The organism is Chryseobacterium geocarposphaerae (genome assembly GCF_002797535.1).
Classification (GTDB): Bacteria; Bacteroidota; Bacteroidia; order Flavobacteriales; family Weeksellaceae; genus Chryseobacterium; species Chryseobacterium geocarposphaerae.
Map to the genome: position 1 here is coordinate 73,532 of NZ_PGFD01000003.1, position 24,935 is coordinate 98,466.

At 35.7% G+C, this 24,935-nt stretch carries 27 protein-coding genes; 8 read left to right on the forward strand and 19 right to left on the reverse strand.

The window, feature by feature from the left end; translation table 11 throughout:
- Positions 1 to 130 precede the first annotated feature (130 nt).
- From CLV73_RS16285 to CLV73_RS16295, 3 genes are all read right to left on the reverse strand, one after another.
- Positions 131 to 1,111: a BtrH N-terminal domain-containing protein gene (locus tag CLV73_RS16285; RefSeq protein WP_100377954.1), complete on the reverse strand. Its 981-nt coding sequence runs from the start codon at positions 1,109 to 1,111 to the stop codon at positions 131 to 133.
- Entirely contained in the window at positions 1,112 to 1,270 is a 159-nt protein-coding gene (locus CLV73_RS18965) for a helix-turn-helix domain-containing protein (protein WP_157798816.1), read from the reverse strand.
- Between the two features lie 430 nt (positions 1,271 to 1,700).
- Positions 1,701 to 2,105, reverse strand: a complete 405-nt coding sequence (locus tag CLV73_RS16295) for a VOC family protein (RefSeq protein WP_100377955.1) — start codon at positions 2,103 to 2,105, stop codon at positions 1,701 to 1,703.
- 256 nt (positions 2,106 to 2,361) lie between these two features.
- Here CLV73_RS16295 and CLV73_RS16300 point away from each other — a divergent pair, with 256 nt between their 5' ends.
- From CLV73_RS16300 to CLV73_RS16320, 5 genes are all read left to right on the forward strand, one after another.
- Entirely contained in the window at positions 2,362 to 3,339 is a 978-nt protein-coding gene (locus CLV73_RS16300; protein ID WP_228424402.1) for a sensor histidine kinase, read from the forward strand.
- Positions 3,336 to 4,115: a LytR/AlgR family response regulator transcription factor gene (locus CLV73_RS16305; protein WP_100377957.1), complete on the forward strand. Its 780-nt coding sequence runs from the start codon at positions 3,336 to 3,338 to the stop codon at positions 4,113 to 4,115. The genes CLV73_RS16300 and CLV73_RS16305 overlap by 4 nt, the downstream gene beginning before the upstream one ends.
- Positions 4,116 to 4,213: 98 nt before the next feature.
- Positions 4,214 to 4,597 carry a hypothetical protein gene (locus CLV73_RS16310; RefSeq protein WP_228424404.1) on the forward strand — a complete coding sequence of 128 codons (384 nt, stop codon included), beginning with the start codon at positions 4,214 to 4,216 and terminating at the stop codon, positions 4,595 to 4,597.
- Positions 4,594 to 5,673 carry an alpha/beta hydrolase family protein gene (locus CLV73_RS16315; RefSeq protein ID WP_100377959.1) on the forward strand — a complete coding sequence of 360 codons (1,080 nt, stop codon included), beginning with the start codon at positions 4,594 to 4,596 and terminating at the stop codon, positions 5,671 to 5,673. The genes CLV73_RS16310 and CLV73_RS16315 overlap by 4 nt, the downstream gene beginning before the upstream one ends.
- A 159-nt stretch (positions 5,674 to 5,832) precedes the next feature.
- Positions 5,833 to 7,128: an NRAMP family divalent metal transporter gene (locus CLV73_RS16320; protein WP_100377960.1), complete on the forward strand. Its 1,296-nt coding sequence runs from the start codon at positions 5,833 to 5,835 to the stop codon at positions 7,126 to 7,128.
- Between the two features lie 227 nt (positions 7,129 to 7,355).
- Here the strand turns inward: CLV73_RS16320 and CLV73_RS16325 are convergent, their stop codons facing one another.
- The 3 genes from CLV73_RS16325 to CLV73_RS16335 form a co-directional block, all read right to left on the reverse strand.
- On the reverse strand, positions 7,356 to 7,631 hold the full coding sequence (locus CLV73_RS16325) for a hypothetical protein (protein WP_100377961.1): 276 nt from the start codon (positions 7,629 to 7,631) through the stop codon (positions 7,356 to 7,358).
- Between the two features lie 80 nt (positions 7,632 to 7,711).
- Positions 7,712 to 7,906 carry a hypothetical protein gene (locus CLV73_RS16330; protein WP_100377962.1) on the reverse strand — a complete coding sequence of 65 codons (195 nt, stop codon included), beginning with the start codon at positions 7,904 to 7,906 and terminating at the stop codon, positions 7,712 to 7,714.
- 161 nt (positions 7,907 to 8,067) lie between these two features.
- Entirely contained in the window at positions 8,068 to 8,298 is a 231-nt protein-coding gene (locus CLV73_RS16335; protein WP_100377963.1) for a hypothetical protein, read from the reverse strand.
- 152 nt (positions 8,299 to 8,450) lie between these two features.
- On the opposite strand from CLV73_RS16335, the gene CLV73_RS16340 reads away from it, so the two are divergent.
- Positions 8,451 to 8,750 (forward strand): helix-turn-helix domain-containing protein, encoded by a 300-nt coding sequence (locus CLV73_RS16340; RefSeq protein WP_100377964.1) that lies wholly within the window; start codon positions 8,451 to 8,453, stop codon positions 8,748 to 8,750.
- A 63-nt stretch (positions 8,751 to 8,813) separates the two neighbouring features.
- Here the strand turns inward: CLV73_RS16340 and CLV73_RS16345 are convergent, their stop codons facing one another.
- Positions 8,814 to 9,482: a TIGR02117 family protein gene (locus tag CLV73_RS16345; protein ID WP_228424406.1), complete on the reverse strand. Its 669-nt coding sequence runs from the start codon at positions 9,480 to 9,482 to the stop codon at positions 8,814 to 8,816.
- 362 nt (positions 9,483 to 9,844) lie between these two features.
- Entirely contained in the window at positions 9,845 to 10,789 is a 945-nt protein-coding gene (queG, locus tag CLV73_RS16350) for a tRNA epoxyqueuosine(34) reductase QueG (RefSeq protein ID WP_100377966.1), read from the reverse strand.
- Between the two features lie 121 nt (positions 10,790 to 10,910).
- On the opposite strand from queG, the gene CLV73_RS16355 reads away from it, so the two are divergent.
- Both CLV73_RS16355 and CLV73_RS16360 read left to right on the forward strand, forming a co-directional pair.
- Positions 10,911 to 11,210 (forward strand): rhodanese-like domain-containing protein, encoded by a 300-nt coding sequence (locus CLV73_RS16355; RefSeq protein ID WP_100377967.1) that lies wholly within the window; start codon positions 10,911 to 10,913, stop codon positions 11,208 to 11,210.
- A 29-nt stretch (positions 11,211 to 11,239) separates the two neighbouring features.
- Positions 11,240 to 11,854, forward strand: a complete 615-nt coding sequence (locus tag CLV73_RS16360) for an HD domain-containing protein (protein WP_100377968.1) — start codon at positions 11,240 to 11,242, stop codon at positions 11,852 to 11,854.
- A 94-nt stretch (positions 11,855 to 11,948) separates the two neighbouring features.
- Here CLV73_RS16360 and CLV73_RS16365 read toward each other — a convergent pair whose 3' ends face one another.
- The 11 genes from CLV73_RS16365 to CLV73_RS16415 all read right to left on the reverse strand — a co-directional run bounded on the left by CLV73_RS16365 (position 11,949) and on the right by CLV73_RS16415 (position 24,913).
- Positions 11,949 to 12,728 (reverse strand): alpha/beta fold hydrolase, encoded by a 780-nt coding sequence (locus CLV73_RS16365; RefSeq protein WP_100377969.1) that lies wholly within the window; start codon positions 12,726 to 12,728, stop codon positions 11,949 to 11,951.
- A gap of 15 nt (positions 12,729 to 12,743) precedes the next feature.
- Positions 12,744 to 13,733: an NAD(P)H-dependent flavin oxidoreductase gene (locus tag CLV73_RS16370; protein ID WP_228424408.1), complete on the reverse strand. Its 990-nt coding sequence runs from the start codon at positions 13,731 to 13,733 to the stop codon at positions 12,744 to 12,746.
- Positions 13,734 to 13,825: 92 nt separating this feature from the next.
- Positions 13,826 to 15,190: a peptidylprolyl isomerase gene (locus CLV73_RS16375; protein ID WP_100377970.1), complete on the reverse strand. Its 1,365-nt coding sequence runs from the start codon at positions 15,188 to 15,190 to the stop codon at positions 13,826 to 13,828.
- An 87-nt stretch (positions 15,191 to 15,277) separates the two neighbouring features.
- Positions 15,278 to 16,201 carry a PfkB family carbohydrate kinase gene (locus CLV73_RS16380; protein WP_100378227.1) on the reverse strand — a complete coding sequence of 308 codons (924 nt, stop codon included), beginning with the start codon at positions 16,199 to 16,201 and terminating at the stop codon, positions 15,278 to 15,280.
- A 28-nt stretch (positions 16,202 to 16,229) separates the two neighbouring features.
- Positions 16,230 to 16,787, reverse strand: coding sequence for a gliding motility lipoprotein GldD (gene gldD / locus CLV73_RS16385; protein WP_100377971.1), 558 nt, complete (start codon positions 16,785 to 16,787; stop codon positions 16,230 to 16,232).
- A gap of 44 nt (positions 16,788 to 16,831) precedes the next feature.
- Positions 16,832 to 17,866, reverse strand: coding sequence for an A/G-specific adenine glycosylase (mutY, locus tag CLV73_RS16390; protein ID WP_100377972.1), 1,035 nt, complete (start codon positions 17,864 to 17,866; stop codon positions 16,832 to 16,834).
- Between the two features lie 34 nt (positions 17,867 to 17,900).
- Positions 17,901 to 18,353: a hypothetical protein gene (locus tag CLV73_RS16395; protein WP_228424410.1), complete on the reverse strand. Its 453-nt coding sequence runs from the start codon at positions 18,351 to 18,353 to the stop codon at positions 17,901 to 17,903.
- Positions 18,354 to 18,441: 88 nt separating this feature from the next.
- Positions 18,442 to 19,803, reverse strand: coding sequence for a DUF5458 family protein (locus tag CLV73_RS16400; protein ID WP_100377974.1), 1,362 nt, complete (start codon positions 19,801 to 19,803; stop codon positions 18,442 to 18,444).
- A gap of 23 nt (positions 19,804 to 19,826) precedes the next feature.
- Positions 19,827 to 20,273 carry a type VI secretion system contractile sheath small subunit gene (locus CLV73_RS16405; protein WP_169925777.1) on the reverse strand — a complete coding sequence of 149 codons (447 nt, stop codon included), beginning with the start codon at positions 20,271 to 20,273 and terminating at the stop codon, positions 19,827 to 19,829.
- Between the two features lie 257 nt (positions 20,274 to 20,530).
- On the reverse strand, positions 20,531 to 22,630 hold the full coding sequence (locus CLV73_RS16410; protein ID WP_100377976.1) for a M13 family metallopeptidase: 2,100 nt from the start codon (positions 22,628 to 22,630) through the stop codon (positions 20,531 to 20,533).
- Between the two features lie 255 nt (positions 22,631 to 22,885).
- Positions 22,886 to 24,913 carry a M13 family metallopeptidase gene (locus CLV73_RS16415; protein ID WP_100377977.1) on the reverse strand — a complete coding sequence of 676 codons (2,028 nt, stop codon included), beginning with the start codon at positions 24,911 to 24,913 and terminating at the stop codon, positions 22,886 to 22,888.
- Positions 24,914 to 24,935 lie beyond the last annotated feature (22 nt).

Sequence of the window (24,935 nt, forward strand, 5' to 3'; positions counted from 1 at the left end):
TATGCTTCTTTATACAATTATCAACTTAATATTGCAGAATCTTCAGAAACAGTAAAGAACTTAATCTAAATTTAATTATGGATAAAAAAATATATTTTATACACTTGCTGAACGAATGTTAGCATTCAGGCTATATTGTTGCCAATATTTCCATTGTCTTTTTTTCTTTGCCTGATATTATTTTTAAAATGTCCGATGCCTGTTGAATATATTTAAAGTCTTTTGTTTCGCTTACTTTTTCGAAGAGTTGAGAAACTGATGTCCAAAGCTCTGCTATTTCAACAAATGCTTCGTGTCCTACCTGTAACTTGTCAAGTTTTAGGAAGTCATAACTTTCTTCTAAAAAATCGCGATACAAATTTCTGAATAATGCCCCACCTGTTCCTGCTTTTTCCATAAGCATTGCAGATGTTTTAAAGTCGTTTTCAACATCTTTACTTGTCTTAAACCACTTAACAATTTCAGAACTGGTTCTGTAAATTCCTTTGTAACCGATATTCGTAATGGGCGGATTTATATATTCTGTCGCATTGTTTCTAATTGCTGTAATTATCGCCGCCTTTAAATCATATTCTTTGGCTGTTTTGTGCAAAGTATAATACAAATTTTTAGATGACATCGGTCCTTTTTCCGCTCTTGCTAATGCCAGACTTTTCAGGCTCGTTTTTACCAATCCGCCTTGTTGTTTAGTATCTACCAAGAAAGCATTATCATTGTCATAACCATAAAGCGCTGTATAATGGCCTGCAAAATGAAATGGACGTGAAAAATATTCTAAGTGAAAACAATCCAATTTTAACCCGACTATTTGTCCATTATCAATCAGTTTCTTTACATTATCCCAGGCTTTTTGAGTTGATGAAGTTTCTTTAACTACCAATTCAAAGTTTAGATTTTTTGCAATATTTTCAGTTAATAAATCCGGCTTTACTCTCCCACCAATGAACGGAAAATCCATTGTTTTCATATTCCAGAAAATAAAACCCAATCCTTGTCCAAGTCCGAACAACATTGGTTCTGAAAGTTCAATTTCAATTTGTCTCAACAATGTTCCGGTTGTTGTTGTTTCGCAATGTTGTCCGTCGAATGCTTTTAAGTTCTTTACTTTCATTTAAGCATCATATTTGTTTCGCTGATCATTAATTTGTACCGAAAAGCACAACACAAAGCCGATATTATTGCTAAAGTTCACTGACGGGTGTTTCACGGCGCCCTGCTGTACAAATCTGCTGATTTCGGATATACTTTTTATATTTATAATCTGGTTCATCCTAACCAATTTTTTTCTAGTTGATAATTTACAAATTAATTTGGGTTACTGCAATGCTATTGTCATTTCATTAGTGGCTGAACTTTGTACTTGTTGATTGTCAAAAGGCTTCCAATAAGTTCAATAACAAGATTTCAAGGGCGACTATAAATTTTTGTCACTTGTTTTTATTGTATTTGTCCATCCATTTATAGAGTGTCGTCTTCGGAATACGGTACTCTTCTACGATCTGTACCTTGTTTTTTTCTTTACGTGTTATCATCTCAAGGATGAAATCGATAATTTCCTTCGTATAAATATTTTCGAAATTGTGGAAGTTTCTTTTTTTTATTAGGTGATACCGTATTGTAATTGATATTTCCTTGTGGAGCGTACAATATTAAATGTTGGGAGTATATTCTGAAAAAATGATATTACCAGATGAAGCTTTCTAGGCAAACTTCTTTTTCGCATCATCACTTACAGGTGTGAAAAAATTAATAAGATTTCCGTCCGGATCACGGAATAACAATGACCTGTTTCCCCAAGGCATCGTAGTCGGTTCCTGGACAATTTCGGTGGCTATGTCTTTTATCCTTTGATAATCTTCATCTACATTTTCTACGAGAAATTCTATGATTACACTTTTGTTAGCAGCAGCTTCTGCTGTTCCTTCTCCGAAAAAAGCCAACGTCCTGGTGCTGCCAATTGCCAGAGTAAAAGACTTTAAAACTATTTCTGCAAAGTCATCAGTTGCCCACTTAGCCTTCGCTTTTGCCACCTGTTCATAAAACTTTACCAATCTTGTAATATCGGAAGTAATTATTCGTAATGATACTAAATTTGTGTTACTCATCTTGTTTTGCTTATGTTCGTTACACAAAGGTAGAATGGAATGATGACAACAGTATGTCAGTTGGAATATTTTTCATATAGACGGATTCTAACTGCAAAGAGTAAAAAAGTAGTTTTTTCTAACGAGTTATTAATTGTATTATTTCACCACCAACTTTTACCGCTTCAACCATTTATTATATCATCGGTTTTAATATTTTGCTTTCTTTGTATTAATGAATAAGAATGAGAAAAAAATATATCTTTACAGCGCCTTTTTGATCACACTAATGGTCAATTCTGCAAAACTGATGGCCCTTAACAGTGATGGGATTATCGCCCGTTACTGGCAGTTCAATATTGGGGAATATGGCTACCAGTTTTTGTATAATATGGCATTCTGCCTTTTGTTACTGTATCTTAATCTGTCCCAGGGTAAGTTTCTGAGTGTCTTTAGAGAAAACAAACAATACTGGAGACTCTATATATTCAATGTCTTGGTGTTGGTGGCAGCAATTATACTGGGAAGTATGATCCATTCTTTGCTCTTTGGGACTCCCCAACTTACGGGAGGAAGAATCAGAGGATATTTTGTCCGTTTTTTGCTCAGCAGTATCATGATTGCAGTCGTTATCCGCCTTATTCTTCTGATGCGTGAAAGCAGAAATAAGGACCTTATCAACGAGCAGCTCAATTCCGCTTACCTTAAGGCACAACTGCAATTGCTCCAGGAACAGCTTAACCCGCACTTTCTATTCAATACATTGAGCAGCCTTTCTGCCATAGTAAGGGAAAATCCAAATCTGGCTCAAAGCTATATTCTCCATCTTTCCAAAATCTTCAGATATACGCTAGTTCGTTCAGGTAACAATCTGATAAGTCTTGAGAAAGAGCTTGAGCACCTGAAATCCTATATACAGCTGGTAAAAATGCGGCTGGAAAATGCATTTCAGATTCATATCAATATCAGCGAAGATTGTATAAGCAAACAAATTCTTCATTTATCACTGCAACCCCTGGTGGAAAATGCTGTTAAACATAACAAAGCTACTCTTTCACATCCTTTAACTGTAGAGATTTATGAAGAAGACAAATGGCTTATTATCCGAAATAATCTCCAGCCCTCCATCAATGAGACAGAAGGCACCGGACTTGGTCTTACCAACCTGAATGAGAGATACAAACTGCAACTCCATAAAGAAATAGAGATTTTTCAGACAAAAGAATATTTCATCGTAAAGCTTCCCTTCTTATGAAAAAAAATTTACATATCGTCATTATCGAAGATGAAGCTGCAACCGCAAGAAATCTTGAGTATATCCTGAAAGAAATCAACCCGGAAATCCAAATTGTGAAGACTTTACCAAGTATAGCAGAAGCAATGGATTGGTTCAGATTAAACGATAGTGATTATGATCTGATATTTTCGGATATCAGACTTTCTGACGGATTATCATTTGAAATCTTTAAACAGATCAATATAAGAAAACCCGTTGTTTTTGTTACGGCATATAATGATTATGCGATCGAGGCATTCCGTAACAACGGTATTGATTATGTTTTAAAGCCTTTTGACACAGAAGAAATACAGCGGACTTTACTTAAATATGATACTCTTATTGCTGATAATTCAAAAAATGGACAGGACAAAACGGAATCTCTGCTACAGGAGCTGCAGTATACAACAAAGCAATATAAAAAATCCTTCCTTATTCATTACTGCGGCAGGCTTATCCCTGTTGACGCGGCTAAAATCAATTGGTTCCATACCGCAAATGAAATCGTATACGCACATATGGCCGATGGCAGACAATATGTAGTGGAATTTACCCTGGAACAGCTGGAACATGAGCTCGATCCTACTCTCTTTTTCAGGGCTAACCGCCAATTCATTATCAACAAGAATGCTGTAGATGCCGTAGAATATTTCTTTAATGGCAGACTGCTGGTCAAAATACATCCGCTACCTCAGGAACAAATCCTTGTCAGCAAAGCAAAAGCAATGCATTTCAGAAAGTGGCTGGATCAATAATGAATTCACCCCGGAATTTAGCAGCTTCATCCTTTTTTATCTTAAAGGAAATAATCGTTCTTGATACATTTGTTTCATCAAAAATTAAAATTTCCAAGATGATTATAAAACAAAAACAATGGCCCATTCTTGTGACAGCATTTCTATGTATGACATTTGCAAATGTAACGGCACAGGCAAAAAAGTTAAAGGACAGTACTCCCGAACAGCGTGCAAAAATGATGACGGAGTGGATGACAAGTAAATTAGCATTAAATACTAAGCAGGTTGAGCAGGTCTCTGCTCTTAATCTTCAGTACGCCCAAAAGAACGACCCGATTCTGCAAAGTAATGAAGGTAAACTCGCTAAATTCAAAAAACTGAAAGCTTTACAGAAAGAAAAATCCAATGCCCTGAGCCAAATTCTGGATGCAGGACAATACAAAAAATATGAGGAAATTAAAGATCAGATGGTTCAACATATTAAAGACAAAAGAAAATGAAAAAACTATTCTATCCATGGGTAATGATTTTGTTTATTACCACTTCTGCATGCTCTCAAAGCACTAACGACACTGAAGAAGCTGCTCCTATTCAGCCAAAACTTGGCAACAGCTTTCAGGGACCTATTCAGAAACCGGCATCAGGATATGGTGCAGACGGAAATTATGAAGTGGCTGAAATTGACTTTAGTAATCCACAGTATACGGGAACACAGGTTTCAATTTTCTATCCTAAAGGGATTACTTCTCCCAGACCTACTATATTCTTTTCACATCCGTTTGGTGGTGAGGATAAAGAATACAATATAGAGCTGTATAACTTCATTGCCAAGAAAGGTTATGTGGTAGTATTTGTGCCTTATCGTACCATAGACATCAGTGTTGATCACCGTTACCAAACCCTGTGGGAAGGCTTCATAAAGGCTGCTGCAGATTATCCCAACATTATTGATACTCAGAAAGTAGGCTTCATGGGACATTCTTTTGGTGGTGGAGCAAGTATTGATCTTGCCTATAAAGCATTTACAGAAAAAGGATGGGGGCAGAACGGGCGTTTTCTTTTCACTATGGCTCCCTGGTATTCTTTTAACTGGAACAGTACATTAACGACCCAACAGCAATTGCAGAGCTTCCCTTCTAATACCAAAATGATTACGCAGGTCTATGACGAGGATGATGTCAACGATCACAGAATGGCAATCGATATCTTTAAAAACATCAATATTTCTAATACTGAAAAAGATTTCATTTATATTAAATCATCTACAGTTAACGGATACAATTATATAACAGATCACGCAATGCCAAGTTCCCGAAAAGTATTTGATGCATTGGACTATTATGGGGTATACCGTCTTTTGGATGCGATGATGGATTATAGTTTCAATGGAAACAGCAATGCCAAAAATGTTGCTTTAGGTAATGGTTCCGCTGCGCAGGTTACCATGCCTTCCTATAGCGGTCAATCGATGACTCCGCTTGAAGTTACAGATAATCCCACACCGAAATATCCGCAAGGAAAATATCAGTTTCAATGCGGAGACAGTACCAATCCTCGAATTTCTTACTGCAACTAATATGAAAAACAGTCTTTCTTGAATAAAAACACATTTAAAATAATAAATAAAAAGACTTTCCCGCTATGTGGAAGGTCTTTTTAATTATGAAAAACTATTTACTTTAGCAGATCAAAAAATGATCAATTAATAGTATATTGTATTCAAAAACAACTAACAATGTCTGTCAAACATCAGGTCGAAAATCAAACAAAAAAATTCAAAAAATTCTTCGGTCTTTTAGGTCCCGGGCTGACAACGGGAGCTGCTGATGATGATCCTTCAGGCATTGCCACCTATTCTCAGACAGGAGCTCAGTTTGGCTATGGTCAATTATGGACAGCCCTCTATATGCTTCCGTTTATGACTGCCGTGCAGGAAGCCTGCGCAAGAATAGGAATGGTTACCGGTAAAGGGTTAACAGGAGTTATCAAAGAGCATTACAGTAAAAAAATACTTTATAGTTCTGTAGGATTGGTTGTTATTGCCAATACGATCAATATCGGAGCTGATATTGGGGCCATGGCAGCTGCCGCCCAATTAATTATTCCTGCTGATATTGTTATACTAATGCTGTTTTTTACGGTTAGTATACTTACATTAGAGGTCTTCACCAGTTATCGGGTATATTCAAAAGTTCTTAAATGGCTGGCATTATCACTTCTTGCCTACCCTCTTACAGCTTTTATTATTGATCAGCCGTGGAAAGAAATACTAAAAGCCTCTATTGTTCCTCATTTTGAATTTTCTTTCAATTTTCTTTTTATAATCACCGGAGTATTTGGGACAACGATTACACCTTATATGTTCTTTTGGCAGGCTTCCCAGGAAGTGGAAGAAGAAAATGAGAGAGGTCTGATTCAAGATGGAAAGCCCAACATCGGATGGCGTCATATTCATGCAATGAGGAAAGATAATAGTATAGGGATGGTCATCTCTGAATTTACAACATGGTGTATTATATTGGTTGGAGGAACTGTTCTGCATAGCGCTCATATAACAGATATTAATACTGCGGCTGATGCAGCAAAAGCTTTAGAACCTTTAGTACAGTCATTTCCAAATTCGGGGTTGATATCAAAAATCATATTTGCTACAGGAATCATTGGATTGGGATTACTTGCCGTACCCGTTCTTTCAGGATCGGCATCATATGCGGTTTCCGAAGCTCTCAACTGGAATGCAAGTTTAAACCTGAAATTTGCAAGAGCAAAAGGATTTTATATGGTTATTATTATCTCTACACTTATTGGTCTGTGTATGAATTTTATTGGGATTAATCCTGTGAAGGCTCTTGTTTACACAGCTGTTCTCAATGGCGTAGCTGCAGTTCCTCTGTTGTTTCTTATCATCAGAATATCTGCAAGCGAACGCATTATGGGAGAATTCAAAAGCAGATGGCTTTCAAAAAGTTTATTATGGGCAACTTTTATGTTTATAGCTGCGGCATCTATTGCAATGTTTTTTACTATTTAAAAACTTCGACTGGTATGTATGGTCCAATTAAGCATCATGAGAATAACTTAGGAGTATTTTTTAGCGCATTATTATTTTAATATTACTGACTTTTAGATTAGAAAAAGGCTGTTTCAAATTGAAACAGCCTTTGATCATTCAAAAAACCTGTATTTAACGGATTTGGTACTAGTTAAAAAATAAAGATTTTTACCATTTTTTCATTTCACTTAAGTCAGCTTCTTATTTTACTGAATTTTTTCAAAAATTTTATACTGATTACTTGAGTCAGATAAGCTGAATAGGTAAGGAAGTACAGCTTTATCATTTTCCAAAACATCAATTTTCTCTACTTTTTCCTGTCCGTCAAATTTTACTGATAAGGTTATTCCTTTCGTAAACCATGTCCGATTGAGGGTATAATACAAACCGTTATCCGAGTATACATAACTATCTCCGAATTTTGAAATAATTTCCCTCTTTGTTTTTCCTACCAAATGGTCAAATTTTTTTACAATTTTCATTAACTTTCTATTTTTTTCATATTAAAATTATATTTAAGAACAACTAATTCGTGATTTTATTGTATAAAAGTTAGACTTGTTTACTTGTCATCCTTATTTTTTGCCGGATAAAGCTTGGGAACAATAAACGAACTCAAATAAGTAATTGTTGTACGTTCACCTTTTTCATTTACTTTCATCATGATCGATTTGCAGCATGGTGATATGGTAAAATGATTTTCGTAACGTGTTCCGAATTTGAAACATTCTGTGATGATAACATTATTTTTTTTCATAATTCATATTGTGCCTAAATTAAAACTGAATATATATGTATTGTATGGTTACAATTATAGCCATACAACGAAGGGTCTTAGTTGTTAGGATTTTGACTATCAATAAATAAAGTGGTTTTGTGAAATCAGTATTACTGATAAGACGCAGCCTGTATAAATCTTCAGGTTTCTATTTGTAGTTTATTGAGCAGTGCCACTTTGTATAGTGCATCAAGAATTTTTTGGTCAGAGATCCTTTCTTTTTTCACCTTCCTTATATATGCAGGTTTTCTTACATCTTCCTTTAAAATAATATTCACTGAAGTTGTATAACGTGCCGGTAACCATCGTTCAATGAAATCATACTTCTCATCAATCATCTTCTGATTAAGATTGGTCTCCAATTTGCTCATGAATGAAATAATTTTGTTTAACCTTTTTTCGTAATTTTGTGTCTCACCGCAAATTAATTTGCAAGACAAATATACAATTATATATCAAAATAAACAATAAATCATTGTTTTTACAATATATAGTTGCTTTGATTAAAAAAAACTTACTTAATATGAAAATATACCAGAAGATACGGGAATACAGCAAAGAAAAGGGAGAAACCATGAAGGAAATCGCCACTGCTTATGGCGTTACCCCACAATCTATTCAACTTTATTTCTCTGGAAAAAATGCAATGCCTCTTAATTTTTTAGCATGGTATATTGAAACCCACCCGGATTTGGACTTGTATGCCCTGTTTGATAAAAAACAACAAAATATTGTTGCAGAACCTAAGCCTACCTATCAAAAGAAAGTAAACAAACAGGACGTTATTGATAAGATCGTGGCCATCCTTGAAAAGGAGTTGTAAAAAAGAAAATCAATATTCTATTCTAATATAAAAAATGCTTCCATCTCTGGAAGCATTTTATGTTTACTTATAATGTAAAAATATTCCGTAATCCGAAGGAGTCCAGAAAGCGGCTTTTTGTTCAGCAGCTTTCAGAGCATCATTTGCCCACGTATTGCAGGTATACAGAAAACTATAAGTGCCTTTAGCATCATAAAAGGCATCATTATCGCCATACACAGCATTGGTAGGAATCAAAATAAATTTCCCGTTCTGATCCTGATCAAACTTATTTTCAATAAACTGGACTAACTTCTGATACTGGCTTCTGCTGATCATGATTTTTTTACAATCTTCTCCTTCTCTCATTTCCCTGTAGTATGTACAATGCATCGCGGACTTACTTAACCAGAATGCGGCTTTGAAAGCGGTAGAAAACTTTAGATCAGCCCAGGTAGGAGTATCAAGATAAAAGCCTTTATCTCCCCATCCTATTCCAATATAATTATAATCCGTTTTCTTGGATCTGATATTATTAAATGGAAGCTTCAGACTCCAATCCTGCACATCGTTCTTTACCGGCATTACAATATCTGTGTGAACTCCATTGGTATAGATATAAACCGGAATCTCTTTCTTTTGCCGGTCATCTTTCCCGGACACTTCAATGAAAGGAAGAAGATAGCCCAAAACAACATAGAGAATAACAACTCCCAGAACAATACCTATGATCTTTAATAGCAGGATTAGCATTTTTTTTACATTCATGTTTTATATTAATGAAATTTAACAATCAAGTTTAATGAAAATATTTGTTTTTAAATCGAATTTTTATTAAATTTAAGTAACAAAATATCACAAATATGCACAAAACTTCCAAATCCCAAAAGAGATTTAAAATCAGAGTAAAAGTTGCCCCTAAAAGAGTACAAAAAAGACGTTGATTTTTGGTGAGATATGATCTCCCGAAAGTCAATTTTTTTCTTTATTGGAAGCACTTTTTCTTCAATAAACCTCTTCCTCCTTAAAGGCTAAAATTTTAAGGTATGGCCGATTTTCTCTCCTTGCTTTGGAACTCCATAATTCCAGGTGAGGATTTGTCACCAAAAAACAGTCTATTTTTTCTCTTCAGATTGGTCCAAAAACTCAATATTTCTTTTCAAACCTGCAAATTTTGTTCTCTTTACAGGAGATTTTCTGAAGATTTCGGAGAATAGCTCCTGAGTAAGTTCTTTCCATTCTCCTTTTTTAAAGTTTTTTAAAGCTTCATTCGGTTTGAATTTTGTCTGCTGATGAGGTGCCGAAAACCGATTCCATGGACATACATCCTGACAAACGTCACAACCAAACATCCAATCATCCATCTTATCTTTGAAATAGTCCGGAATTTCATTTTTTAATTCTATGGTTGCATATGAGATGCACTTGCTTCCGTCAATTATTTTTTCAGAAATAATGGCGTTGGTAGGACAGGCATCAATGCATTTTCTACAACTTCCGCAATGATCGGTCACCGGATGATCCGGAATAAGCTCCAAATCGCAGATGATTTCAGCCAAAAAGTAAAAAGAACCGCTTTGCTTGGTAATCAGATTGGCGTTCTTTCCTACCCATCCTATTCCTGATTTCCTGGCCCAGCTTCTCTCCAAAACGGGTGCAGAATCTACAAAAACCCGAAATCCGAACTCCCCAATTTCCTCCTGCAGCTCAGTTACCATTTCACGAAGAATTTCTTTGATGACTTCATGATAATCTTCCGCATAAGCATATTTTGAAATCTTGAAGTTCTCCAGCGCAGAAATTTTTTCTTCAGGAAAATAATTATACGAGAGTGAAATCACTGATTTTGAACCTTCCACCAATAATCTGGGATCAAGTCTTTTATCAAAATGATTTTCCATGTATTTCATCTCGCCGTGGAAATTATTTTTCAGCCATTTTTCAAGATTGGGCGCATCTTCCTCCAGGAAATCTGCCTTTGAAATTCCACAGTTTTGAAACCCAAAACTTTTGGCTTTGGTTTTTATGAGCTGTGAATATTTTTCGGCAGTTGAATTCATAATTTCGCATTGCAAAACTAAGATTATTTTATAAATTTGTTTAGGCTTTGGATTCTTATGCAAAGGTAGATATCTTTCAAGGAATCCATTGTAATTTTTTAACTCTAAAATATTAGTAATTATGTCTTTAGCAGAAGTAATAAAATCAGGAAATTATGAATTGATCGACGTTCGTGAACCTATGGAACTGGAAATGGACGGGAATATAGACGGCGCAAAAAACATCCCTTTAGGTGAAGTAGAAGACAGACAGGATGAAATTCTTTCTATCGAAAAGCCGGTTATCCTATTCTGCAGAAGCGGAAACAGAAGCGGAAAAGCATTAGAATATTTAAATGCTCAAGGTTTGAGAGACGGCTACAATGGTGGCGGTTGGGCAGACCTGAAAGCAACGATCGAAGCAAATCAAGGAACTTTTTAAAGTTCCTTTTTTTATTAAAAAGCATAAATATGAATTTGAAGGAAAGATTTTCAGCACTTTCTCTAGCTTTTAGTCCAGATCAGGAGCTTATTGAAAAGCTTTGGTCTGAAATCGAAAAAAATTATTCTCAAAAAAGCAGGCATTATCATAATCTCGCCCATTTAGAAAGTATATTTTCTGAGCTTGACGCAGTAAACGTTAGGATTTCAAATTATCTAAATATTTCGTTCAGCGTCTTTTATCACGACGTTATTTATGATTCTTCCTCAAAGTCCAATGAGGAGAAAAGTGCTGATTTTGCAAAAGAAAGACTTCAACAGCTCAATCTCAATGAAACTGATATTTCTGAAATCTACCATCAGATTTTAGCTACCAAAGCTCATCAAAATTCTGATAATAAGGACTTAAATTATCTACTGGACGCTGATCTTTCTATTCTTGGAAAGGATTTGGAAATATATATTGATTACACCCGAAAGATCAGAAAGGAATATTCCATTTACCCAGATTTACTTTATAAACCCGGAAGGAAGAAGGTTTTAAAACACTTTCTGGAAATGGAAAACATTTTCAAAACAGATTATTTCAGAGAGAAATACGAGAAACAGGCGAGGAAGAATATTGAGTGGGAAATTGATAATTGATAATTTATAATTTTAATATTAAACTACCCCGTCAAAAATTCTACAAATTTTCGCCACCCCTTCAAAGAAGGGGAATTTTTATACCATTGAAAGATTATTGATGGTTCATTACATTATTAATAAATTCAACTGCCCTGTTCAAAACAAGCTCCGGACATTCTTTATGCGGAGTATGCCCGATATTTGGAATGATAAATTTTTCCGCACTTCCACTTACCTGAGAGATTGTTTTTTCTACCTGATTGAGAGTCCCATATTCGTCGGCTTCTCCCTGGATAAACAGTAAAGGACATTGAATATCTTTCAGGAGATATTCTATATTCCAGCTTCTGAATCTTTCGCTCAGCCAGATTTTCGTCCATGCTTTTACCATCATCGGAACTTTATCTCTGTGGTATTTCTGTAAACGTTCCGGAAGGTTGGTGGTCTGATAAGCTTCCAAAGCGTCTTTCACACCTTTTACAGTTACATCTTCCACGAAAATATGTCCGGCTTCACAAATGGTTGCTCTTATTTTTTCGGGGTATTTTGAGGCTGTAATCAATGCAATTGTAGCTCCATCACTATGCCCGAAAAGAATGACATCATTGATATTGAACGTATTCAAAATATCATTCAGAATATCCGCTTCGGTTTCCATGTAATTGTTTTCTCTTTCGTGAGTAGGCATAGGAAAAGACTTTCCATATCCCAAACGATCATAGACAAGAAGATTGCATTGAGTGGCTTCAGATAATTTTGAAGGAAAATCCCTCCAAAGTTGTGCAGAACCTAAAGAATCATGCAAAAAGACAATGGTAGGTTTATTTTCAAATGAATTCTGATATTCTATATAAAGTTTTTTACCGTTTACATCACTTATTTTCCCTTGCATCAATTTCAACTTTATTTATAAACTTGGATTATGTGTTGCTTCAAATTCTTTTAATAAATTTCTGAAAACAGCATCTACTGGAAGAATATCATCAATTAAAGCGGAAACCTGCCCGATCTCCAGCTCTCCGTCCTCCATATCTCCTTCGAACATTCCTTTCTTAGCTCTTGCACGGCCTAAAGAAGCAATTAAAGATTCTTTATTTCTTCCTACATTATAAATCTCTTCCAATTCATTAAAGAACTTGTTTTTAACCATTCTTACAGGCGCCAATTCTTTTAATGTTAAATGGGTATCTCCTTCCTGAAGCTCTGTAATTTTTCGTTTCCAGTTTTCGTGTGCACTTGCTTCTACAGTGGCTGCAAAACGGGAACCGATCTGAACTCCGTCTGCACCGAGAATCATGGCAGCTTTCATCTGAGAACCTAAAGCAATTCCTCCTGCAGCAATTAATGGCTTTGAAATATGTTTTCTTACGTTGGGAATTAAACAAAATGTTGTAGTTTCATCTCTTCCGTTGTGACCTCCTGCTTCAAAACCTTCAGCAACTACGGCATCTACTCCTGCATCTTCACACTTCATCGCAAATTTGGTAGACGAAACTACGTGAGCAACTTTTAAACCTTCTTTCTGAAGGGTTTCGGTATAGGTTTTAGGGTTTCCTGCGGAAGTAAAAACAATCTTCACTCCTTCTTCCAAAATAATCTGAATCACTTCATCCAGATTCGGGTATAGCATAGGCACATTCACCCCGAAAGGTTTATCCGTAGCCTGCTTACATTTTTGGATGTTTTCTCTTAAAATGTCCGGATACATACTCCCCGCTCCGATTAATCCTAAGCCACCACAATTAGAAACTGCGGAAGCCAATCTCCATCCGGAATGCCAAATCATTCCTGCCTGAATAATAGGATACTGTATATTAAATAGTTGCGTAATTCTATTTTGACTTTGCTGCATTTCTTTAAGCTTTCTTGCTGAATTAAAATCTATAAAATTGCTCATAGTGTAAAAATACTAAAAACAGGCTTTCTGCAAAGTGTTTCAAAATATTTTTGCAGAAAAAAACCTTCAGAAAATTCTGAAGGTTTTTGTATTTATTTTTTAAGAGATTCTTTTTTCCAATTTCCTTTGAAACTACAAGAATCGTATCGGCCATCGATTGAAATAAAAGTGGTCGGCAATTTTGAATTTACAAACTTTTCGATCATTTCATTTCTCTTTTTATTGAGAGCCAGCTGCTTTATTCTGTCGTAATCTGTTTCCAGGGTAATCTTGTGAGAAGGAATTTCATCTTCAATCTTAATGATTTTCACTACTTTTCTTTTGTTCTCCGCATCTTCAAATGCTGTAGTAATATCTCCTTTTTTAAGACCTGCCAATTCGTAAGTAATTACTCCCGGAATACTTTCTCTTTCTATTTTACTTGAACCGTCCGCTCCCGGAACTAATCCTCCGTTGAATTTAGTTTTCTTGTCATCTGAGAATTTGAATGCGGCATCTTTAAAACTAATCTTCCCATCCATAATAAGGGTTCTGATACTGTCCAGCTTCTTTTTAGCTGTACTGATTTCCTCATCTGTAGGAGTAGCCATCAACAAGATGTGTCTTGCATCATACATTTTCCCTGTCTTTTTTACCAATTGGATAATGTGATATCCGAATTCAGATTCTATAGGATCTGAGATCTCTCCTTCCTGCAGGTTTAATGCTGCCGCTTCGAAAGGCTTTACCATCTGACCCTTATAAATGTTCTTTATTAAACCTCCGTTTACAGCAGAACCTTCGTCTTCAGAGTAAATTCTGGCCTGACTTTCAAAGCTTTCTCCTCCAAGAATATCCTGTTTTACTTTCTTAAGTCTGTTGATTAGTTCTTGCTTATGAGCTTCCGTTAATTTAGGATACATCATGATTTGCCCTAAAGACACTTCGTCTTTAATTTCCGGCAGCTGTGATTTATACAAATTGTAAAAATCAGTCACTTCGTTGGGTGTAACGTCAGCTTTTTCCGTAATTCTTTGGTACTTAGCCTGTCCGTAATACTGATCGGTATCAATTTTCTCGATCGTATTCTTCATTTCATAAGCATTTCTAAACTTATAAGCTGCCAACATTGTTTTCTCGTCCGGGAACTGAGAAAGTAACTGCTGATATTTTGCATTTGCACCTTCTTTGATAGCTGCAGAACGGTTATCAATTAATGTATCTCTTTTAGCTTCATATACTAAAAGTTTATTATTAATTAAGTTTTCCAAAAACTCACATTTATCTACACTGGAAATTCCCTGCTGTTTTCCATAATTCATTTGCTCTTCTACATCAGATTCCAGAACGATTTCATCTCCAATTACCGCTGCAATACCGTCTACCAACTGCCCCTTCTTAAGCTGAGCCTTTACGTTGGCAGAGAAAATCAGCATGAAAATCCCAAAAAGAAAAGTGATTTTTAGTTTATTTATCATTTTACTATTTTAAACAAGTTGCAAATTTAGAATTCTTAATGAATTAGACTAAATTTTTTATTATAAATATTTCTTAAAAAGCTTTATTTATTGTAGCTCAACATCAAAAGTTGTCAGTTCTTTGAATTGTCTTAATCTGCTGAACATATCCGCTTCTTTTACTTCCTGAATTCTTTCTGTCCCGAATTTTTCAACGGTAAAGGATGCCATTGCAGATCCTACGATTAATGCAGATTTCATGGTTTCGAAATCAATTTTACCTTTTTTAGCAAGATAAGCGGCAAAACCTCCCGCAAAAGTATCTCCAGCTCCTGTCGGATCGAAAACTTCTTCTAACGGTAATGCCGGAATTGCAAAAACATTATTATCATGGAAAAGCAAAGCGCCGTGCTCTCCTTTTTTGATGATCACATATTTCGGTCCCATGGTATGGATTTTTTTAGCGGCTTTCACCAAAGAATATTCTCCAGAAAGCTGTCTTGCTTCTTCATCATTAATAGTAATGACATCAGTTTTAGCAATCATATCCATCAAAACATCCCAAGCTGTATCCATCCAGAAATTCATCGTGTCAAGAATAACAAGTTTCGGACGCTTATTCATTTTTTCAAGAACGGACAACTGAACTCCCGGGTGAAGATTTCCTAATAATAAAATTTCAGCATCCTGCATAGAATCCGGGATTTTAGGATCGAAGTTTTCTAAAACGTTTACTTCAGTAGCTAATGTATCTCTTGTATTCAGATCATTATGATATTTCCCTGCCCAGAAGAATGTTTTTCCTTCTTTTACGATTTCAATTCCTTCAATATTTACATCTCTGTCTGTAAACATATCAAGATATTCCTGCGGAAAATCTCCTCCTACTACAGAAACGATTCCGGATTTCACTCCTAAGATAGACGATGTGATTCCGATATAAGTGGCTGCACCTCCTAAGATTTTATCTGTTTTACCAAATGGTGTTTCAATTGCATCAAATGCAACACTTCCTACAACTAAAAGTTTCATATATGTTTTAATGTAAATTTTAAGAATTTTAATTTTTCCATTCAAAGGTATCCAGCAAATGCTTCATATCCTGTTTGATATAGTTGACAGCCGGAGCCAATGAATCTGGTTTTGGTCTTGTATTAAAGTAAAGATATCCCGTTACAAAGTGCTTTGTACTATCCGTAACATAAAACTGAAGATTGGAAGCACTCTGTCCTTTCAGCTCATAAAAATTACCAAAGACTTTTTTCTCAGGATATTCAAATGATTTTGTATCGATTGAGCTGGCTTTTACCGTATGTTCATATACCATTTTCTCGGCTTCTTTCAAATGATCTACGAAATCATTCTTGATCGGAAAATAGGTAATAAATACTTTTGCCTTCATTTTAGGATAATTCAGATAGTACCAGCAAGGTCTTTTCGCATCCGTAATTTTAGCAAAGTCCGAATATTCGAAAGTGTATGCACAGTTGTTCTCAAATTTCTGATATTTAGGAGCAGGATACTCCAGACGAAGTTCTCCATAAGGTTTGGGAACAGAATCTTTACCGCAAGACACTAAAACTAAGGCTAAAAAAATAAAAATGACGTTTTTAATCATTTTGCAAAAGTACAAATTAGATTTCAGATTTTAAAAGACAAATTTCAGTCTTTCAGTGAGTTTTGAATATAGTTTTCCAAAGGTTTAGGAAATGACTTTTCGTGGAAGTTTTTAAAGTCAGAAATGATATACTGATTAGAGGCAATCAATACTTTCCAAATAGCATCTGAGGTTATCTCCACATCAAAAATCTCAATACTTAAATTCTTATGGGTCAGCTTATGATTTACATTTTTTACTCCTTTAATGAATTGTTTCAGTTCTTCAGAAATTTCCGGTAAAAACTCAAATAATTTTTTCCAGATGAAATCATCTTTTCTTTGCTGAATTAAAAACTGACCGTTTCTGTGAACAAAATAATAAGTCAGTTGAAGATCTTCAGCTTTTACTTTTTTGGTTTTAACAGGAAAATAAGACGTTTTCTGCAAAGAAAAAGCCAAACAATTTTCTTGGAGAGGGCATTCTTCGCAAAGAGGACTTTTAGGTTTGCAGATTTCGGAGCCCAAATCCATCATGGCCTGATTAAAATCCCCAACGTTTTCTGGCATGATCAAAGTAGCCAGTTCAGAAAAGTAATTAAAGGCCCTTGAATTGGATATATCAAAATCATCAGCAAAAAAACGACTCAGAACACGGTAAAAGTTACCATCAACCGCGGGCATTTTTCCATTAAAACAGATACTTGAAATTGCCGCTGCAGTATACTTTCCAACACCTTTCAGTTTCAGAATCTCTTCGTATTCGGAAGGAAAACTGCCATGATAATCTGTCATGATCTGTTTTGCCGCCTTATGAATATTGATGGCTCTTGAATAATATCCCAATCCTTTCCAATGTAACAAAACCTCATCTTCATCAGCTTCTGCCAATGTCTTTACATCCGGAAATCTTCTGATAAAATTGTTATAATGATTAAGTCCCTGGTTAATTCTGGTCTGCTGGAAAACGATCTCACAGATCCAGATTTTATAAGGATCTTTTGTCTGCCTGAAAGGCAAATCTCTTGCATTGTTTTTGTACCAGTGAAGAAGTGTGTTACCTATATGTTTAAAGCCTGAACCGCTGTTATTCTTTTCCAAAAATCCGTCTCATTTTTATGAGAACAAAGATACTTTATTTTTTCACTTCAAAAACGGAAGCTCCTTTCACCCACTGATATTTAATCTGTTTTTCTTCTGCAATAAAGCGAAAACCTTCAAGCTTTTTTAAATAAACATATATTGAAGAGTCTTTCTTTAATGCTAATTTCTGATTCGCCAGAAACTGCATAGGAAAACTAATTACTGAATCTCTAGTTGTTTTTAATACATTTCCGGAATCTACCCTGTAAATAAACACAGGTTTTCCACGACCGGAAAAACTGTCCGTAAGCTTTATTTTTGAACTTGAAATCACGACTTCACTGGCGTCAAAACATTCGTCTGCATTCATTACATAAGCTTTGCCTTCTTGTCTTTCGTCCGCAAAAAGATCAATTTTATGTTCTATTTGAGGTCGTTTTTCTTCACAGCTTATCACAAATATTATGAAAAACAGGGATTGAAAAATCATCATTCTCACTTTCATATTCATTTCGATTTGGTGGTTTGATATAGAAAAACCGATGTTTGAACTGCATCGGTTTTTTCATTAATTATTAAGAAGTGTTGTTGTGTTATTCCTGAGTGTATTCAGCATCCCATTCATTTCCGTCATCTCCCTTGTGTCCGTCTAGTTTAATAACAAAACTTTTTGTAGGGAAATAAGGCGTCAAACGAATATCCAGCCAAACTCTGTCTTTATTTACTTTATCCTGTTCGAAACGAACAATTTTGAATTTCTCAATCAGCTTGTCCGGTCCTTTAATTCCGTCAAGGAAGCTTACAATTTGTCTTCTAAGATCGTCTTCGTTTCTGGCATTCCAGTTTTCGAAAGCTCTTCTGTTTAAGAAGTCTAACAAAACTTTGGTTACATAATCGAATACACGAACTACCGAATAAGTCTGAAGCCCGATATTGTCTCCTGTAAATAATGTTTTTGCTGAAAAAGCCATGATTTTTCCATATTCATTAACCATAGGAACTAATCCCATTTTTTCCAGCTGAGAAATTTCGCTTTTTTTCAATTCGAATTTTACAGCATCTACTTCATTGATGTTACCATGCTTTTTACCTGCTGCAACCTGCGACATGAGTGTCTTATGAATTTTTCCAGCTAATGAGGTGGAAGGTGGAAGTTCTACATTCTCCTCTTCCCCCACTTCTTCTGCTTTACCACGGCCGACAAGCCAGTTACACGTCATAATCACATTACTTCTGTGCAATTCTCCGCCTGTAAGATTCGCGGAATGGAATAAATCTACTACGTCATCAGGCTTATCAAGATTGGCAAAATCGGTAACCATCATTACTTTGTTTTCGTTACAGATTTTCGCCCATTTTTCAATCACTTTATTGGATCCTAAGTAACCTGGGATTGCCAAAATTGAGTAGTTATCTCTTAGATCTAAACGGTCGTAATAGTTTTTGAATTCCTCAGCAATAGCATCGATAAACAAAGGATTATCCAAATCAGAAACCTGGTCTAAGCTTGCATTTACAATACTTACATTATCTACTTTATCGAGTTCTGTATTTTTGTAAAATTGAGCTACTGTTCTGTAATTGGTTTCTAATAAGCGGACAGCATCCAATGTGTTTTTCAGATTGGTCTTTAAGTTCTGATCTGCCTGTTGTGCTTTGTTTTTGCAAGTTTCTGCCATTTTATCAGCAGATTCATTTCCTTCTAAAAGATTGATCCAAAGGTTGATTTTCTGTAGAAGCTCTTTTCTTTCTTCTCCTTTGTTGCTATCGTTTAGGAAGATTTCTTTCCTAGCTTTTCTTGTAGGGTTCATATTGGCAATGCCATCCACAACAGATTCAACAAAACCAAAACCTCCTATTTTATTGAGTTCGGCAAGAGGATTTCCTTTCGGCTGTCCTGCGTGTTGCTGTTGTCCTTGTTGTTGGCTTTCAGCTGCCTGTAATTTACTATCCATGATGTAATGTAACTTCTTTAAGATTATTTTTCAAGTTCTTGTGCCACTTCTTTCAACACTTCCACAAAAGCAGCTCTTGTCTGCTCATTTTCTAACATATTACGCAGAATCTTATTCGTCTTTAGCTGACGGACAATTTTATTATATTGCTCCTGCTCCATGCTTAGCTGCTGCAAATAATCTGATTTCTGAATAAGATTTTTGGGAGTGAAATCCGCAAGATTTTGAAAACGGAATTCTTCTTCCACCACATTGCCTTCTTCCGTTTCATGTTGTACATTTACAGAAGGTTGGAAATGTTTGAAGACGTCTTCCACTGTTTTTAATCCTGTTACAATTTCAGGGGTATAAGATTCTTCTGTTGTAAGCTGGCTTACTATCAGAGACTTATTTTCTTGTATTTCCTGAATAGCTTCATTAGCGTCTACTTTTACCTCGTTGCCGCCAACACCATAATTAAACATTGCCATATTATTAATATTTTGAGATTTCTTGTTTTGGTGTGAATTGGTTTTGTCTGAATCAAACAAATGTCCAATCCAATGTTTAAATTTAAAAAAAAACTGTAACATACAAAATTTTGTTAAGATTTTTTATTGAAATATTTAATAACACCTACAAATAAGTATCTTGTTATTACCTGTTTACAAAATCACTAAACTATGAAAAATAAACAAAAAACGCATCATTTCTGATGCGTTTTTCTTTCTAACAATTCTTGGTGATGTTACCAAATTTTTATTCTGTCCTGAGGAGCCTTATACATTTTATCTCCCGGTTTTATATCAAATGCCTTAATAAATGCATCCTGATTTACCAATGGCCCAAATGCCCTGAAAACTCCCGGCGAGTGTGGGTCTGTTTTTACCTGGTTTACCATGTACTGATCTGTTGCCTTCGTTCTCCAAACCGTTGCCCAGCTCATGAAAAATCTCTGATCCTGCGTGAAACCGCTGATTAATCCAGGGTTCCCTTTGTCTTTAAGATACATTTGTAATGCATCATACGCAACAGCAACACCTCCTAAGTCTCCGATATTTTCTCCACTTGTAAATTTACCGTTTACAAAGCTTCCTTTTACCGGTTCATAACCGCTGTACTGCGCTGCCAACTGACCTACTTTGGCGTCAAAATTCTTACGATCCGCTTCGGTCCACCAATTATTTAAGTTACCATCTCCATCAAATCTTGAACCGCTGTCGTCAAATCCGTGAGAAATTTCGTGACCGATAACTGCTCCGATTCCACCGAAATTAACGGCTGCATCTGCTTTAGGATTATAGAAAGGCGGCTGAAGAATGGCAGCAGGGAAAACAATTTCGTTATTTGATCCGCTGTAATACGCATTCACCGTTTGAGGTGTCATCCCCCATTCTGTTTTGTCAACAGGTTTTCCTACTTTATCCAGACTTCTCTGATATTGCCAAGCGGAAACATTCTGAAGATTGGAATATAAAGTTGCCCCTGCTTTTGGAGATTCCACTTTTAACTGGGTATAATCTTTCCATTTGTCCGGATAAGCAATTTTCACGGTGAATTTTGACAGCTTTTCCTGAGCTTTCACTTTAGTTTCCGGAGACATCCAGTCTATATCATTGATATGCTGTTTGAATGATTTCAAAATATAGTCAATATAGGTTTCCATCTGAGCTTTTGCTTCAGGTGTAAAGTATTTTTCAACGTATAATTTCCCGAAAGCTTCACCAAGAACACTGTTTACGAGAGAAAGTCCTCTTTTATTCATCGGGCGCTGCTCTTTCTGTCCCTGAAGATATTTGGAATAAAAATCGAATCTGATCTGTTCCAAATTTTCATCCAGATTACTCGCATTACCATTGATTAAGTGATATTTTAAATAATCTTTCAGCAACGGAAGGTTCTTCTGTGTGAGGAACGAATCCATATTTTGGTAATACTTCAGTTCGCCAATGATTACTCTGTCTGTATTTACACCGGCTTCTTTCAAATATTTCGGAAGGTTTACATTTTTTACCAAAGCAGGTAATTCTGATACATTTTTCGGATTGTATCTTAAATTGGCATCTCTGTTTTGCTCAAGCGTCAGTAAATAATTGGCCAACTGTTTTTCAAAATCAACAACATTTTTCGCAGCCGATTCAGAATTTTTATATCCTAATACTCCGAACAGTTTTCCAACGTAAGACTGATATTCTGCCAAAGTTTTTGTGTTGGCTTCATTAACTTTCTGATAGTAATCTCTCCCCAATCCCAAATCCGGACCGCCAAGATACACAGCATTCATGTTAGAATTCTTCATATCGGCACCGACTCTCCATCCATAAAAAGAATTATCTCCTAATTTTGTCGCTTCCAAAAGATATTTCTGAAGATCATTAAGATTTTTGATGGCATCAATTTTTGCCAGATCCCCTTTGATAGGAGCTAATCCTTCTGCATTTCTTTTACTTATATCCATAAACGAAGCATACAGGTTCTGGATTTTATGCCCTTCAGAGCCCGCAGGATAAGTTTCTGATAAAATTTTGTTTAAAATATCCAAAGAAGCATCATCCACATTTTCTCTCAATGCATTGAAAGATCCCCAACTTGCCTTGTCTGAAGGAATCTGAGTCGTTTTCACCCAGTTTCCGTTCACATAGCTAAAAAAATCATCTTGCGGACGCACCGTTTTATCCATATAAGATAAATTGAGTCCTTCTTCTTTTACTTCCTCTTTTTTCACCTGTTCTACAACAACGTCTTTCATCGTTTCTGGTTTTTGAGTTTCAGCAGTCTTTGTCGTTCCACACGAATTTAAAAATACCAAACCCGAAAAGGCAAGTATTCCAATATTTAGCTTTTTCATTAAAGATAATTTTTGATTGTACACAAACTTACCAAATATACGAATTTTGATGGATAGCTAAAAGTTATAAATTATGAGTCATGAGTTCAGATATTTCGTCTCCGCTCAGCATGACATTTCTAATACTAATCGTGTATGTCCTAAATAGTGTATTCTGTAACGGTGTCATGCTGAGCTTGTCGAAGCATCTCTTAAATATTATAAAAACAAAAACCGTTCATTTCTGAACGGTTTTTTTGCTATAGTTTGGTAAGATTACCAGATTTTAATTCTGTCTGCAGGAGCTTTGTATAGCTTGTCTCCCTGTTTCACGTCGAATGCTTTGTAGAAAGCATCAACATTGATGATAGGCCCGAAACTTCTGAAATATCCAGGAGAGTGCGGATCTGTTTTTACCTGGTTCACCATGTATTTTTCACTTGATAATGTTCTCCATACGGTTGCCCAGCTTAGGAAGAATCTCTGATCCTGTGTATAACCACTGATCATTCCAGGATTTCCTTTGTCTTTCAAATACATCTGAAGAGCATCATAAGCGATATTTACTCCACCTAAATCGGCGATATTCTCACCATTTGTAAATGTTCCGTTTACGAAAGTTCCTTTTACCGGTTCGTATTTATCGTACTGAGCAGCAAGTGCTTTTGTTGCTTTTTCGAAGTTAGCTTTATCCTCCGGAGTCCACCAGTCTACAAGGTTTCCGTCTGCATCGAACTGAGCTCCTGAATCATCAAATCCGTGGCTCATTTCGTGACCGATAACAGCACCGATCCCTCCGAAATTCACCGCAGCATCTGCTTTAGGATTGAAGAAAGGCGGCTGAAGAATTGCAGCAGGGAACACGATTTCGTTGTTTACCGGGTTGTAGTAAGCATTTACCGTTTGCGGAGTCATTCCCCATTCTGTTTTATCAACCGGTTTTCCAATTTTTGCCAAATCTTTATTGTACTGCCATTCTGTAATGTTCTGAAGGTTTGAATATAAATTTCCACCTTTAGCTTCAGAAGTGATATTTAATTTAGAATAATCTTTCCATTTGTCAGGATAAGCAACTTTTACGGTGAACTTGTTCAACTTTTCCATTGCTTTTTGCTTTGTAGTTGAAGACATCCAAGTTAAGCCATTGATGTGAACGGCAAAGCTTTTCTTTAAGTAATCAATTAGTTCAACCATTTGAGCTTTAGCTTCTGCAGGGAAATATTTATCAACGTATAATTTTCCGAAAGCTTCACCCAGAGTTCCGTTGATCAATTCATACCCTCTCTTGTTTAAAGCTCTCTGCTCTTGCTGGCCTCTCAAATATTTACCATAGAAAGCAAACTTCATATCTCCCAGTTTTTCACTTAGATAAGATGCACTTCCGTGAATCATATGAAATTTCAGGTAATCCTTAATTACAGGAAGATTCTGAGCATTGATAAATTTATCTAAATTTTTATAATATCCCAATTCCCCGATGATTACTTTATCTGTATTCACTCCAACAGCTTTAAGATAAGCAGGAAGGTTTACATTTTTCACTAAGGCTGTAAGCTCGGCCATTGTTTTAGGATTATACTGAAGTGTATTGTCACGGCTTTGCTCGTTCGTTAAATAAGTCTGAGCAATGCTTTTTTCATAATCAACAATACCTTTTGCCGCAGCATCAGCATTTTTATATCCTAATTCTTTCAACATAGAAGCTACATATTTTGTATATTCTGCAAGAGCTTCCGTGTTTTTTTCGTTTACTTTCTGGTAATAGTCTCTACCTAATCCTAAAGATGCATTTCCTAAATAAACTGCGTTCATTTTAGAATCCTTAAGGTCTGCATCTACCCCCCATCCGTAGAAAGTATTTTCACCTTCTTTCGTTACAGAAATCAAATAGTTCTGAAGATCGCTAACATTTTTTATTGCATCAATCTTTTTCAGATTTGCCTGAATAGGTTTGATCCCGTCCGCATTTCTCTTCGTCATGTTCATGTACGTAGCGTACAGATCCTGGATTTTTTTACCTTCTGTTCCGTCAGCAAATTTATCTTTCAGAAGAGAGTTTAAGATCGTCATTGAATTATTGTCTGTATCATCAGCCAATTTGTTGAAACTTCCCCAAGTTGGCTTATCGGAAGGGATTTTTGCAGTTTTCATCCAAGTTCCGCTCACATAGTTATAAAAATCATCTTGTGGACGAACTGATTTATCCATCAAGCTAAGGTCTAAACCTTTATCTGTAGCCTGAGCGCTCACTGTTTGTGAACCAATCCCCGCTAATAAAGCCAAAGAAAGTGTTAATTTTTTCATTTCTAATTACAATTTAACAATA